The sequence below is a fragment of the Pseudomonas sp. PSE14 genome, from assembly GCF_029203285.1.
In the GTDB taxonomy this organism is placed as follows: domain Bacteria; phylum Pseudomonadota; class Gammaproteobacteria; order Pseudomonadales; family Pseudomonadaceae; genus Pseudomonas.
In genome coordinates, this window is record NZ_CP115669.1 from 5,832,370 (window position 1) to 5,849,775 (window position 17,406).

16 protein-coding genes are annotated in these 17,406 nt (G+C 66.0%); 7 read left to right on the forward strand and 9 right to left on the reverse strand.

Features of this window, described 5'->3' with window-relative positions; translation table 11 throughout:
- Nucleotides 1-69 precede the first annotated feature (69 nt).
- Complete coding sequence (locus O6P39_RS26655; protein WP_275609339.1) at nt 70-909, forward strand: thioesterase family protein; 840 nt, start codon at nt 70-72, stop codon at nt 907-909.
- A 124-nt stretch (nt 910-1,033) separates the two neighbouring features.
- On the opposite strand, the gene O6P39_RS26660 is transcribed toward O6P39_RS26655, so the two are convergent.
- Nucleotides 1,034-1,375 (reverse strand): zinc ribbon domain-containing protein YjdM, encoded by a 342-nt coding sequence (locus O6P39_RS26660; RefSeq protein WP_207884978.1) that lies wholly within the window; start codon nt 1,373-1,375, stop codon nt 1,034-1,036.
- Between the two features lie 230 nt (nt 1,376-1,605).
- Between O6P39_RS26660 and O6P39_RS26665 the strand changes: the two genes are divergently transcribed.
- Complete coding sequence (locus O6P39_RS26665; RefSeq protein ID WP_275609340.1) at nt 1,606-1,800, forward strand: hypothetical protein; 195 nt, start codon at nt 1,606-1,608, stop codon at nt 1,798-1,800.
- Nucleotides 1,801-1,843: 43 nt separating this feature from the next.
- On the opposite strand, the gene O6P39_RS26670 is transcribed toward O6P39_RS26665, so the two are convergent.
- The 3 genes from O6P39_RS26670 to O6P39_RS26680 form a co-directional block, all read right to left on the reverse strand.
- Entirely contained in the window at nt 1,844-2,431 is a 588-nt protein-coding gene (locus O6P39_RS26670; RefSeq protein WP_275609341.1) for a c-type cytochrome, read from the reverse strand.
- Nucleotides 2,432-2,640: 209 nt separating this feature from the next.
- On the reverse strand, nt 2,641-4,455 hold the full coding sequence (gene oadA / locus O6P39_RS26675; RefSeq protein ID WP_275609342.1) for a sodium-extruding oxaloacetate decarboxylase subunit alpha: 1,815 nt from the start codon (nt 4,453-4,455) through the stop codon (nt 2,641-2,643).
- Nucleotides 4,456-4,466: 11 nt separating this feature from the next.
- Entirely contained in the window at nt 4,467-5,882 is a 1,416-nt protein-coding gene (locus O6P39_RS26680; protein ID WP_275609343.1) for an acetyl-CoA carboxylase biotin carboxylase subunit, read from the reverse strand.
- 226 nt (nt 5,883-6,108) lie between these two features.
- Here O6P39_RS26680 and O6P39_RS26685 point away from each other — a divergent pair, with 226 nt between their 5' ends.
- Complete coding sequence (locus O6P39_RS26685; protein ID WP_275612038.1) at nt 6,109-7,044, forward strand: LysR family transcriptional regulator; 936 nt, start codon at nt 6,109-6,111, stop codon at nt 7,042-7,044.
- Here the strand turns inward: O6P39_RS26685 and O6P39_RS26690 are convergent.
- From O6P39_RS26690 to hexR, 3 genes are all read right to left on the reverse strand, one after another.
- A complete protein-coding gene (locus O6P39_RS26690; RefSeq protein WP_275609344.1) occupies nt 6,998-7,213 on the reverse strand; it encodes a transcriptional regulator in 216 nt (71 codons plus the stop codon). The two genes, O6P39_RS26685 and O6P39_RS26690, sit on opposite strands and share 47 nt — an antisense overlap.
- 73 nt (nt 7,214-7,286) lie before the next feature.
- A complete protein-coding gene (locus O6P39_RS26695) occupies nt 7,287-7,844 on the reverse strand; it encodes a DUF4240 domain-containing protein (RefSeq protein WP_275609345.1) in 558 nt (185 codons plus the stop codon).
- Between the two features lie 93 nt (nt 7,845-7,937).
- Nucleotides 7,938-8,822 carry a transcriptional regulator HexR gene (hexR, locus tag O6P39_RS26700; RefSeq protein ID WP_152227592.1) on the reverse strand — a complete coding sequence of 295 codons (885 nt, stop codon included), beginning with the start codon at nt 8,820-8,822 and terminating at the stop codon, nt 7,938-7,940.
- Between the two features lie 90 nt (nt 8,823-8,912).
- On the opposite strand from hexR, the gene zwf reads away from it, so the two are divergent.
- Nucleotides 8,913-10,385 carry a glucose-6-phosphate dehydrogenase gene (zwf, locus tag O6P39_RS26705; RefSeq protein ID WP_275609346.1) on the forward strand — a complete coding sequence of 491 codons (1,473 nt, stop codon included), beginning with the start codon at nt 8,913-8,915 and terminating at the stop codon, nt 10,383-10,385.
- Between the two features lie 208 nt (nt 10,386-10,593).
- Nucleotides 10,594-11,997 (forward strand): tRNA 5-hydroxyuridine modification protein YegQ, encoded by a 1,404-nt coding sequence (yegQ, locus tag O6P39_RS26710; protein WP_275609347.1) that lies wholly within the window; start codon nt 10,594-10,596, stop codon nt 11,995-11,997.
- 180 nt (nt 11,998-12,177) lie between these two features.
- Here yegQ and O6P39_RS26715 read toward each other — a convergent pair whose 3' ends face one another.
- Both O6P39_RS26715 and O6P39_RS26720 read right to left on the reverse strand, forming a co-directional pair.
- Nucleotides 12,178-12,894, reverse strand: coding sequence for a DUF3142 domain-containing protein (locus O6P39_RS26715; protein WP_275609348.1), 717 nt, complete (start codon nt 12,892-12,894; stop codon nt 12,178-12,180).
- Between the two features lie 4 nt (nt 12,895-12,898).
- Nucleotides 12,899-15,076 (reverse strand): outer membrane assembly lipoprotein YfiO, encoded by a 2,178-nt coding sequence (locus tag O6P39_RS26720; RefSeq protein ID WP_275609349.1) that lies wholly within the window; start codon nt 15,074-15,076, stop codon nt 12,899-12,901.
- Between the two features lie 376 nt (nt 15,077-15,452).
- Here O6P39_RS26720 and nirK point away from each other — a divergent pair, with 376 nt between their 5' ends.
- Both nirK and O6P39_RS26730 read left to right on the forward strand, forming a co-directional pair.
- The gene (gene nirK / locus O6P39_RS26725) at nt 15,453-16,475 is read left to right on the forward strand and encodes a copper-containing nitrite reductase (RefSeq protein WP_275612039.1); all 1,023 of its coding nucleotides are present in this window, start codon (nt 15,453-15,455) and stop codon (nt 16,473-16,475) included.
- A 61-nt stretch (nt 16,476-16,536) separates the two neighbouring features.
- On the forward strand, nt 16,537-17,349 hold the full coding sequence (locus O6P39_RS26730) for an SUMF1/EgtB/PvdO family nonheme iron enzyme (RefSeq protein WP_275609350.1): 813 nt from the start codon (nt 16,537-16,539) through the stop codon (nt 17,347-17,349).
- Nucleotides 17,350-17,406 lie beyond the last annotated feature (57 nt).

Below are 17,406 nucleotides of genomic sequence, written 5' to 3' on the forward strand. Positions count from 1 at the left end.
ATCCTTGACCCAGGGCGGCGCTTTCCCCTACAAGACCCTCTTCCGAGAACAAAAAGCGCCGAGAGAGTCATGACCGATACTGCCCTGCACCCATTCGACCGCGCCGTCGCCCTGCAACCCGTGGAAGGCCAGCCCGACCTCTACGACGGCCACACCAGCCCGGACTACTGGAACATGGTCGGCCCCTTCGGCGGCATTACCGCGGCCATTCTCCTGCAGGGCGCGTTGCGCCATCCGCAGCTGCTCGGCAGCCCGCTCTCGCTGACGGTGAACTACGCCAGCGCCGTGGTGGCCGGGGCGTTCCAGGTCCAGGCCACGCCGGTCCGCACCAACCGCTCCACCCAGCACTGGCTGCTGCAGCTGCTGCAGGCCGATGAAAGCGGCGAGCAGCAGGTCACCACCACCGCCACCCTGGTCACCGCCCTGCGCCGCGAGACTTGGAGCCAGAGCGACCTGCACATGCCACAGGTGACCCCGCCCGGCGAACTGGAGCGGATGTCCCTTGCGGGCAAGAGCGTGGCCTGGCCGCAGCAGTACGAAATGCGCGCCGCCAGCGGCAGCATCCCGACCCGCTGGGACGGCAGCGGCGAGCACAGCCGCAGCCAGTTCTGGCTGCGCGACGCCCAGCCCCGCCCGCTGGACTTCCTGTCGCTGGCGGCGATGAGCGACATCTTCTACCCGCGCGTCTGGCTGCGCCGCGCCACCCCGGTACCGGCAGGCACCGTGTCGATCACCACCTACTTCCATACCGACCACGCGCAACTGGCGGAAGTCGGCACCGGCTACCTGCTCGGCGACGCCCGTGGACAGGCCTTCCGCAATGGTTTCTTCGACCAGGCGGCGGAGCTGTGGAGCGAGTCGGGCGAACTACTGGCGACCAGCAACCAGATCGTTTACTACAAGGAATGAACCTGTAGGAGCGAGCTTGCTCGCGAACCAGGTCCGCAGTGGGGCCGGTTCGCGAGCAAGCTCGCTCCCACAAGATGCAAAAAGCCCGGCGCATGGCCGGGCTTTTTGTTGGGGGCGAGAAGGCTCAGACCTTCTTCACGAACTCCGACTTCAGCTTCATCGCGCCGATGCCGTCGATCTTGCAGTCGATGTCGTGGTCGCCGTCTACCAGGCGGATGTTCTTCACCTTGGTGCCGACCTTCACCACCAGGGACGAGCCCTTGACCTTCAGGTCCTTGATCACGGTGACGGTGTCGCCGTCCTGCAGCAGGTTGCCAACGGAATCCTTGATCACGCGGGCATCGCCGTCCGCTTCGGCCGCACCATTGGCGGACCACTCGTGGGCGCACTCCGGGCAGATCAGCAGATCGCCGTCTTCATAGGTGTACTCGGAGTTGCATTTCGGGCAGGCAGGCAAGGTGCTCACGGCGATTCTCACATTGGAACGGTTGAAAGACCGCAGAGTATATAAGGTTTAAGCCCTTCCTGTCGGTACTGCCGTCGGACAGGCCTCTTTCCGTTCTCACAAGAGCGTTTCGGAAAACTCCCAACAAGTCTCGGAACCCACGACATTCCATCTTCCGCAACACGCGGCAAAGCTTGCCGGCCTCGGTCTTCCGGCCGATTTTCCGCCAACCGTTCAAGAGAGAACACGCCATGAAACGACTCTGCATCCTTCTCGCCACCTGCGCCGTCCTCGCCGCCTGCGACAAGAAACCCGAACCGGCTCCGCAAGCCAGCGCGCCCGCCGCTCAGCCGGCGGCTCCGGCTCCGGCTCCGGCTGAGCCTGCCGCCGCACCGACGCAAGCACCACAAGCCACCGAGCAGCCCGCTGAGCAGCAACAGCAGTAATGCCGAACCGGCGCGCGCCTCGCCTGGCGCCGCCGGTCCTCCGTCAGGGCTGCAGTTGACTGAGATAAGCGCTCAGCGCCGCGATATCGCCATCGCTGAGCGAAACCGCCACCCCGAGCATGGGCGAATCCGCCCGGCTGGGATCCTTGTCGCGGTAGCGCTGCAGGGCATGACTCAGGTAGGGGCCGGGCTGGCCGGCAATGCGTGGAATGCCGTCGTGCCCCAGTGCGGCGGCACCGTGGCAGGCGGCGCAGACAGTGCCGAAGCGCTGCGCGCCCTGCGCTGCCAGTGCGTTGTCCACCGGCTCGGTGGCGGGTCTGGGATGGACCTTCTGCTGGCTGAAGTAGAAGGCGATGTTCACCCGCTCCTCCAGGGTCAGCAGCTTCGCGGCCTGGTTCATCACGAAGTCGGTACGCTGGCGGGTGACGTACTTTTCGAAGGCGTCGAACAGGTACTGCGGATTCTGTCCGGCAAGGTTGGGAATGTAGTCACGCTTGCTGTTGCCGTCCTCGCCGTGGCACTTGCTGCACAGCAGGATGCGCTCCTGCGCCGCGGCGTAGGAACGCTCCCGCGCGGCGGGGTCCTTCTCCAGGGCGGCGAGCCGATCCATCATCTCCGATGACTGACCCATTGCCTGGGCACTCGCGCACAGCAGCACCCACAACAGAACGACTCTCCCCATCGCCGCACCCATGCTCGATTTTCCCAGCGTGGAACATAGAGGCTTTCTGAAGGAAGTTTCCGACGCAGATCAAGCCGGCACACAAATCCTGCGGACAAAAAAAGGGGGAGCATCGTGCTCCCCCGGGGACTGAACCTTAAAGACCCGTCTGTCCTTGGTCAGCCTTCAATTTCTACCAGGATCTCACCGGGGTTGACCCGGTCGCCCTTGGCCACGTGAATGGCCTTCACGGTGCCGGCGATGCCCGCCTGCACCTCGGTTTCCATCTTCATTGCTTCGGTGATCAGCACCGCCTGGCCAGCCTTGACGCTGTCGCCTTCCTTCACCAGCACGTCGACGATGTTGCCCGGCATGGTGGTGGTGACGTGGCCCGGTTCGCTGGCCTGCTTGCGCTTGTTGCCGCCGCCGCCGATGAACTCGTTGAGCGGCTCGAACACCACCTCTTCCGGCATGCCATCCACCGACAGGTAGAAGTGGCGCTTGCCGTCGGTCTTCACGCCAACGCCGGTGATGTCCACGCGGTAGCTCTCGCCGTGCACGTCGACCACGAACTCGGTCGGTACGCCTTCACCACCGGCCGGGGCAACGCCCTTGCCGTTGGGGATTGGCAGCAGCTCTTCGGGCTTCAGGGTGCCGGCGGCGCGCTCCTCGAGGAACTTGCGGCCGATGTCCGGGAACATGGCGAAGGTCAGCACGTCCTCTTCGGACTGGGCCAGGCTACCGATTTCCTCGCGCAGCTTGTTCAGTTCCGGCTTGATCAGGTCGGCCGGACGCACGTCGATCACTTCCTCATTGCCGATGGCCTGGCGGCGCAGCGCTTCGTCGATCTTGCCCGGCGCCTTGCCGTAGCGGCCCTGCAGGTACAGCTTCACCTCGTTGGTGATGGTCTTGTAGCGCTCGCCGGCCAGCACGTTGAAGAACGCCTGGGTGCCGACGATCTGCGAGGTCGGGGTGACCAGGGGCGGGAAGCCCAGGTCTTCGCGAACGCGCGGGATTTCCGCGAGCACTTCCGGCATGCGGTTCAGCGCGCCCTGTTCCTTGAGCTGGTTGGCCAGGTTGGAAATCATCCCGCCCGGAACCTGGTTGACCTGCACGCGGGTATCCACGCCGGTGAACTCGCTCTCGAACTGGTGGTACTTCTTGCGCACGGCGTGGAAGTACATGCCGATTTCCTGGATCAGCTCCAGGTCCAGGCCGGTATCGAACGGAGTGTCGCGCAGAGCGGCGACCATGGATTCGGTACCCGGGTGGCTGGTGCCCCAGGCCATGCTGGAGATGGCGGTGTCGATACGATCGGCGCCGTTTTCCACAGCCTTCAGCTGGCACATGCTGGCCACGCCGGCGGTGTCATGGGAGTGCACCACCACGTCCAGCGGCAGCGCGTCTTTCAGCGCCTTGACCAGTTCGCCGGTGGCGTAGGGGGTCAGCAGGCCGGCCATGTCCTTGATGGCGATGGAGTCCACGCCCATGTCCGCCATGGCGCGACCCTGGGCCACGAAGGCCTCGATGGTGTGGACCGGGCTGGTGGTGTAGGCAATGGTGCCCTGGGCGTGCTTGCCGGCGGCCTTCACCGCTTCGATGGAGGTGCGCAGGTTACGCACGTCGTTCATCGCGTCGAAAATGCGGAACACGTCGATGCCGTTGACCGCCGCCTTGGCGACGAAAGCACGCACCACGTCGTCGCTGTAGTGGCGGTAGCCGAGCAGGTTCTGACCGCGCAGGAGCATCTGCAGGCGGGTGTTGGGCAGCGCGGCCTTGAGCTTGCGCAGGCGCTCCCACGGGTCTTCCTTGAGGAAGCGCACGCAGGCGTCGAAGGTGGCGCCGCCCCAGACTTCCAGCGACCAGTAGCCGACCTTGTCGAGCTTGTCGCAGATGGGAAGCATGTCTTCGGTGCGCATCCGGGTCGCCAGCAGCGACTGGTGGGCGTCGCGCAGGATGGTATCGGTGACGGTGACTTTCTTGGAAACGGTCATGTACGAGATCCTCACAGGCCAGCGTGGGCGGCAATGGCGGTGGCGATGGCGATGGCCAGGTGCGACGGGGTGCGTTTGATGGAGTACTCGGTCAGTTCCGGGTGGCTCTCAACGAAGCTGGTGTTGAACTGCGCGCTGCGGAATTCCGGGTTCTTGAGGATTTCCTGGTAGTAGGCCGCGGTGGTCTTCACGCCCTGCACGCGCATGTCGTCCAGCGCACGCAGGCCGCGGTCCAGCGCCTCTTCCCAGGTCAGCGCCCAGACCACCAGCTTCAGGCACATCGAGTCGTAGTACGGCGGGATGGTGTAGCCGGTGTAGATCGCCGTGTCGGTGCGCACGCCGGGGCCGCCGGGCGCGTAGTAGCGGGTGATCTTGCCGAAGGACGGCAGGAAGTTGTTCTTCGGGTCTTCCGCGTTGATGCGGAACTGCAGCGCGAAGCCGCGGTGGATGATGTCTTCCTGCTTGACCGAGAGCGGCAGGCCCGAGGCGATGCGGATCTGCTCGCGGACGATGTCGATGCCGGTGATTTCCTCGGTGATGGTGTGTTCCACCTGCACGCGGGTGTTCATCTCCATGAAGTACACCTCGCCATCGGCGAGCAGGAACTCCACGGTGCCGGCGTTCTCGTAACCCACGGCCTTGGCCGCGCGCACCGACAGGTCGCCGATGTAGGCGCGCTGCTCGGGGGTGAGCTGCGGGCTGGGGGCGATCTCGATGAGCTTCTGGTTGCGGCGCTGGATCGAGCAGTCGCGCTCGAACAGGTGCACGGTATTGCCGAAGGAGTCGGCCAGCACCTGGGCTTCGATGTGCTTCGGGTTGACGATGCACTTCTCGAGGAAGACTTCCGCGCTGCCGAAGGCCTTGGTGGCCTCGGAGATCACACGGGGGAAGTTCTGCTCCAGCTCCTCGCGGCTGTTGCAGCGACGGATGCCGCGACCGCCACCGCCGGAGGTGGCCTTGAGCATCACCGGGTAGCCGATGCGCTCGGCTTCGGAGACGGCTTCGGCGAGGTCGGCGACGTTGCCTTCGGTGCCGGGGGTGCAGGGCACGCCGGCGGCGATCATGCTGCGGCGCGCTTCGGTCTTGTCGCCCATGCGGCGGATCACTTCCGCCGACGGGCCGATGAACTTGATGCCGCGCTCGGCGCAGATTTCCGCCAGCTCCGCGTTCTCGGAGAGGAAACCGTAGCCCGGGTGCAGGGCGTCGCAGCCGGTTTCCACCGCCAGGTTCACCAGGGCGCGCGGGTTGAGGTAACCGGCGAGTGGATCGGTACCGATGCTGTGCGCTTCGTCGGCACGCTTGACGTGCAGGGCGTGGCGGTCGGCGTCGGCATAGACGGCCACCGAACGGATGCCCATCTCGGCGCAGGCACGCACGATCCGGACAGCGATCTCCCCACGGTTGGCGATCAGGATTTTCTTGATCACTGCGGCTTTCCCTCGGCCCGGGCCTTGTGGACCCCGGCGTAAAAACCAATCGGCAGCTCCGCAACCGGCAGCTGGATATGTTGGCCGGAGCGGGTTCCGGCGTGGATTTACCCTAGCGCGGGAGGGAGGATTAACCAAAATCAATAATTATTGGGGTAGCCATAAAGAATGATTTATAGTCATTCGAAAATGTCGTGATCAGGCCCTGAACATGCGTAAGTCATTGATGCGTATGACCCTTCGCCAACTGCAGGTTTTTCGCGCAGTGTGCGAAAGCCGTTCCTACAGCCGCGCGGCGGAGGAAATGGCGCTGACCCAACCGGCGGTCAGCCTGCAGATCCGCCAGCTGGAAGAACTGGTCGGCCAGCCGCTGTTCGAATACATCGGCAAGAAGCTCTACCAGACCGACGCCGCCGACGCCCTGCTGCGCGCGACCAACGACATCTTCCAGCGCCTGGAAGTGCTGGACATGAACCTCTCCGACCTCAAGGGCTCGCTGCAGGGCCAGTTGCGCCTGGCGGTGGAATCCAGCGCCAAGTACATCACCCCGCACCTGTTCGCCGCCTTCCACGCGCAGCACCCGGATGTCAGCCTGAACCTCACGGTGGTCAACCGCGCCCAGGCGATCAAGCGCCTGTCGGACAACCGCGACGACCTGGTGATCATGTCGCTGGTGCCCCAGGACATGGCCCTGGAATTCCTGCCCTTCCTGAACAACCCGATCATCGCGGTGGCGCCACCGGATCACCCGCTGTGCAATGCCGCCAAGCTGTCGCTCAAGGACCTGGAGCCCTATCCGCTGCTGGTCCGCGAGCCCGGTTCGGGCACGCGCAAGGCCTGCGAGGAACACTTCCAGCAGAAGCGCGCGCACTTCCCGCAGACGCTGGAATTCGCATCGCTCGAAGGCTCACGTGAAGGGGTGCTGGCGGGCCTGGGCCTGGCGCTGCTGCCGCGCCATGCGGTCAGCCGCGAACTGCACTCGGGCCTCTTGCGCGAGCTGCCCGTGGAAGAGCTGCCGCTCTACCGCAGCTGGTGTCTGGTGCACGCCCGCGGCAAGCGCCTGAGCCCGGTGGCCCAGGCGTTCGTCGCCTTCATCCGTGAAGAGCGGGCACTGATCAGCCAGCTGGCTGAACGTTTCGCCGGCCCGCCCGTGCAGAAGTGAGGTAGGCGACGGCGATCAGATCGGGGTAATCGGAGGTTTCCACAGCGAGGCGTTGCGCCTCCATGCGGTCCTCGATGGCGCGGCGGAACTGCATGCGCCGCTGGTCTTCAAGCTTGCGGCGGGTCTTGGCGTCCAGTTGGAGCTGGGTGTCGTCGATATGGCGGGGCATCTCGCATCTCCCAAGGCCGAAGGGCTGGAGACACGAGAATGGCCCCGGAAGATGACGGTTTGAGGAATCCGCGTCAGCCGAACCTTTCGCTGAGCCGGGGCAGCAGGGAATCCAGCTCGTCCTCGTCCCACTCGGCGTCGATATCCGCTGCGAAACGAATCTCGGCGAGCATCGCCGCCTTCTCCCGCTCGTCCAGCGGATGGGCATCGAGGGCGGCATCGAACCTGTCGTAGTCGCGCTGCGTCAGGCCGTGCTTCCGGAAGTAGGCGGCGCAACCGACGTCCAGCATGTCCTCGTCGAACGAGTCGTAAGGCTCGACGTCGTCGTATTCGGCGAGGTTCTCGGGGTCGGCCAGGGCATCGAGGAAGACGTAGCGCCCTTGGGCGGTGAGCCAGGCGCGGAAGTAATCGAAACTGTCGTCGCTGCAGCCGCCGTTGATCACATAGGCCGCGGCCCACAGGCGGTTCTTGTACGACAGTCGCTGGTATTCGCCGAAGATCTGCCCCCACAGCAGGATGTCGCGCTCGTCCTGCTGGGCCAGAAGCTCCACCAGCTGCGCCGCCACATCGACAGGCGACTCGGCGCGGGCACGAGCGTTATCGATCAGCGTCCAGAATTGCACATGATCCATCACAGGTTCTCCATCGGGCACAGCAACGCACGGGATAGCGCACAGGCGCCAAGGCGCCCGCACGAGGGAATCACGTATCGCTGGCCTGGTGGATCAGGACGCCTCTTCCGGGCGCTCCTCGTGGCTCTTCACCACTTTCGGCGACAGGCGCAGGCTGCGCAGGCTGCGTTTCACGCTCTTCAAGTGGTTGACCAGGTCCGGGCCGCGGGCCATGGCCACACCCATCGCCAGCACGTCGATCACCACCAGGTGGGCGATACGCGAAGTCAACGGAGTGTAGATGTCGGTGTCTTCGTGTACATCCACCGCCAGGTTCACCGTGGCCAGGTCCGCCAGCGGGGTCTGGCTGGGGCACAGGGTGATCAGCGTGGCGCCGGCCTCGCGCACCAGGTTGGCGGTCACCAGCAGGTCCTTGGAGCGGCCGGACTGCGAGATGCAGATCGCCACGTCCGAGGGCTTCAGGGTCACCGCCGACATGGCCTGCATGTGCGGGTCGGAATAGGCCGCCGCCGAGAGCAGCAGGCGGAAGAACTTGTGCTGGGCATCCGCCGCCACCGCGCCGGACGCGCCGAAGCCGTAGAACTCCACGCGCTGGGCATGGGCGATGGCCGCGATGGCGCGCTCCAGGGCATGGGTGTCGAGGTGCTCGCGCACTTCCATCAGCGAGTGCAGGGTGGTGTCGAAGATCTTCAGGCTGAAGTCCGCCACCGAGTCGGTCTCGTTGATCGAGAACTGACCGAAGCTGGCGCCGGCGGCCAGGCTCTGCGCCAGCTTGAGCTTGAGATCCTGGAAACCGCTGCAGCCGATGGCGCGGCAGAAGCGCACGATGGTCGGTTCGCTGACGCCAACGCCGTGGGCGAGGTCCGCCATGGAGCTGTGCATGACCGATGCAGGGTCCTGCATCACGTGATCGGCAACCTTGAGCTCCGATTTGCGGAGCAGATGACGCGACTGGGCAATGTGCTGCAAAAGGTTCACAGGGGTAGGCTCGGTGATGATTGTCTGAGAATTCTGTAGTCTTGTTGTAGTTATACTACAAATTGACTCGCCAAGCCCAGGGAATAAGTCTTGAATACGCCCGCCAGCCCTAGTCTCCCCAGCTCCTGCGACATCCTGGTGTTCGGCGGTAGCGGCGACCTGGCCCTGCACAAGCTACTGCCGGCGCTCTATCACCTGCACCGGGAAAACCGCCTGCCGGCCGACACGCGGATTTTCGCCCTCGCCCGCAGCAACCGCGACACGATGTCCTACCTCGCCCTGGCCGAACGCAATTGCCGCGCCCAGGTGGCGCGCAACGACTTCTCCGCCGAGGCCTGGCGCAGTTTCGCCCAGCGCCTGGAATACCTGGCGATGGACGCCTCCCAGAGCGCCGACTTCGGCCGTCTGGCCAAGGCGCTCAAGCGCAGCGAAGGCCGCGTGCTGGTGCATTACCTGGCCACCGCGCCGAGCCTGTTCGCGCCGATCGCGCAGAACCTCAAGGTCGCCGGCCTGGCCGGCCCCCTGGCGCGCATCGTGCTGGAGAAGCCGCTGGGCCATTCGCTGGATTCGGCGCTGGCGATCAACCAGGCGATCGGCGAGGTGTTCGACGAATCCCGGGTGTTCCGCATCGACCACTACCTGGGCAAGGAAACCGTGCAGAACCTGATGGCCCTGCGCTTCGCCAACACCCTGTTCGAGCCGGTGTGGCGCAACGGGCACATCGACCACGTGCAGATCACCGTCAACGAGACTCTGGGCGTGGAGAACCGCGGCGCCTACTACGACCACGCCGGCGCCATGCGCGACATGGTGCAGAACCATCTGCTGCAGCTGCTCTGCCTGGTGACCATGGAAGCGCCGGTGCGCTTCGACGCCGAGGCGGTGCGCAACGAGAAGGTGAAGATTCTCCAGGCGCTCAAGCCGATTTCCGGGCAGGACGTGCAGGACAAGACCGTACGCGGCCAATACACCACCGGACACATCGGCGGGCAGGAGGTGCCGGCCTACTGGTTCGAGAAAAATGTCGACAACGACAGCGATACGGAGACCTTTGTCGCCGTACAGGCCGAGATCGACAACTGGCGCTGGTCCGGCGTGCCGTTTTACCTGCGCACCGGCAAGCGCATGGCGAAGAAGTGCTCGGAGATCGTCATCCAGTTCAAGCCGGCGCCCAACGGGCTGATCGGCGCCGCCAGCACCGCCAACCGCCTGTGGATAAGGTTGCAGCCCGAAGAGCGCATCAGCGTGCAGCTGATGGCCAAGGCGCCGGGCAAGGGCATGCAGCTGGAGCCGGTGGAGCTAAACCTCAACCTGGCCGAGGCCTTCAGCCGCAACAAGCGCCGCTGGGACGCCTACGAGCGCCTGCTGCTGGACGTGATCGAAGGCGACTCGACCCTGTTCATGCGCCGCGACGAGGTGGAAGCGGCCTGGAGCTGGGTCGACCCGATCATCAAGGGCTGGCAGGAGCACTACCAGAGCCCGCGCCCCTACCCCGCCGGCAGCAACGGGCCGGAGCAGGCGCAGGCGTTGCTGGAGCTGCAGGGGCGCAAGTGGCTGGAATGACGTGCCGCATCCTCATGCATGGCCTGTAGGAGCGAGGGGGACGCCTAGTTCTTGCTCGCGAACAACACCTACCGGCAGCTCCGACGCTGGTCGGTTCGCGAGCAAGCTCGCTCCTACGAAAAGCGCCTTGGCGTTGACCTCGCTCAGCACGTACAACCCGCGGATTTCCTAGAGTGGCGGCCTTTTTCCCACGACCCGCTCCGCCACCATGTCCCACACCCCGTTCTCCCCCGAACTGCTCTGCCCCGCCGGCTCGCTGAAAAGCCTGCGCCACGCCTTCGCCTACGGCGCCGACGCCGTCTACGCCGGCCAGCCGCGCTACAGCCTGCGGGTGCGCAACAACGCGTTCGACCACGCCAACCTCGCCACCGGCATCAACGAGGCCCACGCCCTGGGCAAGCGCCTCTACGTGGTAGTCAACATCGCCCCGCACAACGCCAAGCTGAAGACCTTCCTGCAGGATGTCGAATCGGTGATCGCCCTCGGGCCGGATGCGCTGATCATGTCCGATCCAGGCCTGATCATGCTGGTTCGCCAGCATTTCCCCGAGGTTGATATCCACCTCTCGGTTCAGGCCAACGCGGTGAACTGGGCCAGCGTGGAGTTCTGGCGCCAGCAGGGGCTCAAGCGGGTGATCCTGTCCCGCGAGCTGTCGCTGGAGGAAATCGGCGAAATCCGCGAACGGGTCCCCGGCATGGAACTGGAAGTCTTCGTCCACGGCGCACTGTGCATGGCCTACTCCGGGCGCTGCCTGCTGTCGGGCTACATCAACCGCCGCGACCCCAACCAGGGTACCTGCACCAACGCCTGCCGCTGGGAATACCGGACCCACGCCGCCCACGAGGACGAACTGGGCCATGCGGTGCGCAACGTCGAACCGACCCTGGGCATCGGCGCGCCGACCCGGGACATCTTCCTGCTCGAAGAAGGCAACCGCCCCGGAGAACTGATGGAGGCCTTCGAGGACGAGCACGGCACCTACATCATGAACTCCAAGGACCTGCGCGCCATCCAGCACGTGCAGCGTTTGGCGCAGATGGGCGTGCATTCGCTGAAGATCGAGGGCCGCACCAAGTCCCACTACTACGTCGCGCGCACCGCCCAGGCGTACCGCAAGGCCATCGACGACGCCGTCGCCGGCCGTGCCTTCGACCTCGGCCTGATGGACACCCTCGAATCCCTCGCCCATCGCGGCTACACCGAAGGCTTCCTGCGCCGCCATGTGCATGACGAATATCAGAACTACCAGTACGGCCATTCGCTGTCCGAGCGCCAGCAGTTCGTCGGTGAGTTCACCGGCGAGCGCCGCAACGGCCTGGCCGAAGTGCGGGTGAAGAACCGCTTCGAGGTGGGCGACAGCGTCGAGCTGATGACCCCGGCGGGTAATCGCACGTTGCGTCTGCAGGCATTGGAGAACAGTCGGGGCGAGTCCATCGGCGTAGCGCCCGGCGACGGCCACATCGTCTATGTCCCGGTCCCCGAAGAGCTGGACCTGCAATACGCCCTGCTGATGCGCAACCTGAACGGCGGCACCACGCGGGATGCGCGGGAGCCGGCTGCGGCCGGCAGCTGCGGGAATGATTGCGGCAAATGCGGGTGCGGCGGGAACTGATGCCCAGGCGTAGGGCGTACAACCGTTCGCGGTGGTACGCCGATGCACCCTGATCATCAGCAGACGCATCGGTCGAGCTCGAAGCGCCCTGTCACAGGTTTTCAGATTGGAGTTCGCGCGGTCGGAGACCAGGGGCAAACGGCGTATAACGTCGAACGTTATACGCCCTACGCCGTTGCCTCACGGATTCTGCAGAAACACCACATACCCCCTGAACCACGGGCTCTGCGCCAGGTAATCCGGCGCCTGCCATTCCCCGTACTGCGCCAGCCCGATGCGGAACGGCAACTGCAACCGGGCCACGCGCGGCAGGTATGCCGCGTAGTTGGGAATGGTGTGCCGCCCCTGGTAGGTCTGCACCACCACCTCGTCCACCACGCCGGCCAGGCGGTTGATGGTCTCGGGCGCGCCGTTGCTGCCCCAGTCCATCAACCCGGTGATGCTCAACCGGCAGTCGGGCGGCAGGCGCTTGCGCAGGTCCTGGAGGAAGTCGACGTACTCGCCCAGGTAGCGGGTGCGCGCGTCGAAGTCGATCTGCACCCCCACCACCGGATTGCCGGCGGCACGCCAGCGGCGCAGTTGGGCCAGCAGGGTGCGGTAGATATCCTCGTGCCAGCGCAGGGTGTGGGCGCGGTAGACCACCCAGACCTCGCCCCGGGTCAGGCGCGGAATGGCGATGCCCTGGGCGATCAGCCGGGCGTTGCCATCCTTGTAGCGCGGCGCGCTGACCTGGCCCTGCAGCACGTAGAGGGTACGCGCCCGGGCCAGCACCGGCTGCGCAGCGACGCCGCTCCACAGCCAGAAGGCGTCGTGGTCGGCCGCGTCCACCTCGCCCGCGGCAGCGCCGGCGCTGCCCAGCAACAGCAGCGCCAGGGCAACCGCGACGGTCCGCAGCATCGGTTTACCAGTAGTACTTCAGCGCCTTCGCCCAGGGCGTGGCGGCGTACTGGCTCTTCAGCGCGCGGAACCACTGCTTGCGCTGGGACGGGGCGATGTCCTGGCTGCCGCAGCCGTTGAAGCCACTGGGCGCATAGCAGTTGATCGCGCGGAACAGCGCATAGGCGCGGTCGTCTTCCGGCGCCTGCTTGTCGGCGATGATCTTCAGGTAACCGTCCATGCGCGAATAGGCGGTGCCGGGGAACAGCGAATCGCTGCCACCCAACTCACGCTCGCCCGGCGGGTTGTCCAGCGGGAAGCCGTCGAGGTTGTTGCGCAGGATGAACTCGCCCAGGCAGTTCAGCGCCTTCGGCGGCTGCGGGCTCTGCTGCAGGTCGCGGGCCACGTCGACGATGGCCGGGCACTCGTAGCCGCTGTCGTTCTTGCCGCCCGGCCACTGGAACAGCGTCAGCGGCATGCTGCCGTAGAGGTAACCGATGCTGGCGCCCAGCGGCTTGTTGGTCGGCTCGGCGGGCAGCAGCGCGAGGTCGTCGATAAAGGCCTGGTACTGGCCGTGCAGCAGATCCTTGTAGAGCAGGGCGAACAACGCGGTGTCGCGCTCCTCGACCGAGGTCGAGGTGGAGCGCGCCTGCTGGCGCAGCAGATCGGGGCCGGCGACGTGGCGCAGGAGAATCTCGCGGATGATCGGCGTCTGCACCGGCGAGCCCTCGGCGAAGACCTTCACCAGGCGGTCGCTGCGCTCGTAGTTGAAGGCCAGGGCCAGTTCCAGCTGGTCGCGCTGCAGCGGTTGCCTGGCCAGGGGCAGCAGGCGCAACCACAGCTTCTCGGCGCTCAGCCAGTCGTTGCCGGCCTCCAGGGCGAAACCACGCAGCGCCTGCTGGCTGAAGGCGAGGTAGTCGAGCTTCTCGGGAATCTCCTCGGGCAGGCTCTTCAACGCCTCGGCCGGCTTTTCTTCCACATACAGCTGGTAGGCCGCAGACAGGTAGTCATGCAGGCCAGGCTGCTTGGCGAACAGTTCCTTCTGCCCCGCCAGACCTGCACTGTCCAGGGCACGCGGCTCGTTCGGCTCGTGATGACGCATCTGCATCAGGTCGAGCACGGCCAGCAGGCGCGGGTCGCGGACGTCCGCCGGGTGGGCGGTGACCAGCAGCTTGTTGTCGACTTCCTGGATCAGCGGGCCCAGGTCGGCGTCGTGACGGGCGAACAGCTCGGCGTATTCCCCAGCCAGGCGGCCCTCGTCGCTCATCAGCCAATAGACGCGGCGCAGCAGCCCCTTGGCCGAGTCGGCGTACTGGCCCTGTGGATAACGCTTGAGGTAGTCGCCCAGGCTCGCCTCGGCGCCCTTCAGGACGTTCTTGTCGACCTTGCGCAGGTCGGGGTAGCCCATGTCGTCGAAGGCGTTCTGCTGGGCCTCGTTGAGCTGGCTGCGGGCGATCATGTAGCGGGCGGTTTCCTGCAGCCAGGGCAGGTCGCTGTCCTGCAGGGCGCGGAAGGCCTTGAGCGCCTCGCCGAAGCGGCCGCTGTAGAACTCCGCCGCGCCCTTGAGGTAGCTGGCGAACGCCTTGCCCGGCGCGGATTGCAGGTCGCCGGGGAGGATGACGGTGAGCTGGGTGTCATCCCACTGGCAGGCGCCGAGCAGGGTCAGGCGGCCGCGCGCCAGGCTCTGCCGCTCTTCGGCCGACAGCCCTTCCACCAGCAGCAGTTGGCTGAGGAAGTCCTGGGCGGTAGCGGCGTTGTTGCTGCGGCAGCGGCTGCCTTCGCCGCTGGCGAAGCTGTCGGCGGATTGCGCCAGGCTGTCCGCCGGCAGGCCGATGCGCGCCACCAGGTCGGCCAGCGGCGCGCTCGCCTGGGTGCCGCTCGCCGGGCCGTCGGCATCGGTGGACTGCCCATCGTCGAGCAGGCGCGCCATCGGGAACGGCACCTTGCCGTAGCCCAGCTGCTGCTCGTCGTCCGACAGCGGCCGGTCCGGGAGATTCGCCTGGCCGGCGTCGGCCAGCAGCAGCTGCAGGTTGATCCGGCTGTCGTTGCCGGGGCTCAGGAACGGCAGGCTGTTGCACACGTCCAGCGTGTCGCGCTTGAGGTTCCAGCTCGGGTAGCAGGAATCGTCGCTGCTCGCGCGCGCTTCCTGCACGCCGAGGCAGCCAATGGTCAGGGCCAGTAGGGTGAGTCCGTGCAGACGCATGGAGGGTCCTTGTCCGTTGAGGCCCGCACGCCGGGCGCGGGAGGTTGGTTCAGGGGAAGAATCTTACCTCGCCGTCCCCACACTTGCCCGTTTCTATCGTCGCCGGACTGTAACGGCCAGCAACCGCCTGTCAGAGCCTGCGACACGTTGTCCAACTGTGGGCTTGTTTGCTCCGGCGCAAAGAAGATTCCAGCCCAAGGGGTATCTCTGTGCTCGACGACAGTTCGTCCATTACGGAGAAGTACTCATGCATGATCAGGAAGAGATGTCCCTTTCCCGGCGCAGCCTGCTGGCCGGCGCGGTGGTGCTCGGCGTCACCGGCTCGATGCTCGGCAGCGCGCGCGCCTTCGCCAAGGGCGAGCCCGCGCCGAAGAACATGGGGCCGGCGCCTGACCTGTCCAAGCTGGAACACGTCCAGGTCGAACTGGTCGCCCCGCCCTTCGTCCACACCCACGAACAACGCACCACGGGCAAGCAACGCGTGGTCCAGTTCCGCATGGTGATCGAGGAGAAGAAGCTGGTCATCGACGACGATGGCACCGAAATCCACGCCATGACCTTCAACGGCTCGGTGCCCGGACCACTGATGGTGGTGCACCAGGACGACTACGTCGAACTCACCCTGGTCAACCCGGCCAGCAACACCCTGACCCACAACATCGACTTCCACGCCTCCACCGGCGCCCTGGGCGGCGGCGCGCTGACCATCATTCAGCCCGGCGAAGAGGTGAAACTGCGCTTCAAGGCCACCCGCCCCGGCGTGTTCGTCTACCACTGCGCGCCGGGCGGGGCGATGATCCCCTGGCACGTGGTCTCGGGCATGAACGGCGCGCTCATGGTGCTGCCGCGCGATGGTCTGAAGGACCGCGACGGCCGGCCGCTGAAGTACGACAAGGTGTTCTACATCGGCGAGCAGGACTTCTACGTCCCGCGGGACAAGGACGGCAACTTCAAGCGCTACGCCAAGCCCATGGACGGCTACAACGACATGCAGGAAGTCATGAAGGGGCTGGTCCCCAGCCACATCGTGTTCAACGGCAAGGTCGGCGCCCTGACCGGCAAGAACGCGCTGACCGCCAACGTCGGCGAGACCGTGCTGCTGGTCCATTCCCAGGCCAACCGCGATACCCGCCCACACCTGATCGGCGGCCACGGCGACCATGTCTGGGCCACCGGCAAGTTCAACAACCCGCCGGAGCAGGACCTGGAAACCTGGCTGATCCCCGGCGGCGCGGCCGGCGCATCGCTCTACACCTTCCTGCAGCCAGGGCTGTACACCTACCTCAACCACAACCTGATCGAGGCCGTCCTGCTGGGCGCCGCCGCCCACATCCAGGTCGAAGGCAAGTGGAACTCCGACCTGATGTCCCAGATCGAGCCGCCGACGCCGATCAAGTAAGGCCCACGGCCGGCTCCCCGGAGCCGGCCATTTCCCGGTCTCTTCCCGGACATCGCAGCCCATGCGCAAGACAACCCTGATCGGTGTGCCCGTCGCGCTCCTGGTCGGCGCTGCCGCCCTGCTGCCACGGCCGCAGTACGACCCGACGCTGGCGCCGGAAACCGTGACGCTGGCGCCGCGTGAGTTCAGCTTCCGCCCCGCCGGCGACTACTGGCAGGAAAAACGGGCGGTGGACGCGCCGTCGCGGCGTGAACATCTCGCCCCCCGCTTCGAAGTCATGAAATTCCAGGTCAGCCAGGGTGAGTACGCTCGCTGCGTAGCCGACGGCGACTGCCTGGCACTCGACACCCGCTCACCGAGCCCGGACCTGCCGCTCACCGGCGCCAGCCTGCTGGACGCGCAGCTCTATGCCGACTGGCTGTCCCGGCGCACCGGGCAACGCTGGCGCCTGCCCACCGACCAGGAGTGGGCCTTCTTCGCCGGCTCGCGCTGGGCCGATGACGCCCTGCGCATCGAGGACGACGACGGCAGCAACCCGGCCCGGCGCTGGCTGGCCCGCTACCGTTTCGAGGCCGAGACCCGCACCAGCGCCTCGGCATCGCCGCAGACCCGCGGCAGCCACGGCCTGAACGAGTTCGGCGTGGCAGACCTGGGCGGCAACGTCTGGGAATGGACGCAAAGCTGCCACCAACGGGTGAGCCTCGACGCCCAGGGCCGCCAGACCGATCGTGCGCAGTACTGCTCGATCCGCATCGCCGAGGGCCGCCACCGCGCCGCCATCAATGATTTCGTCCGCGACGCCCGCGGCGGCGGCTGCAGCGCCGGGCAGCCGCCGGACAACCTGGGCTTCCGCCTGGTCAGGGACATCCCTTGATTCCCCTCAAGTCCCGCGACCCGCCATCGCAAGTATGCTGCGGCGGGACCCAGGGAA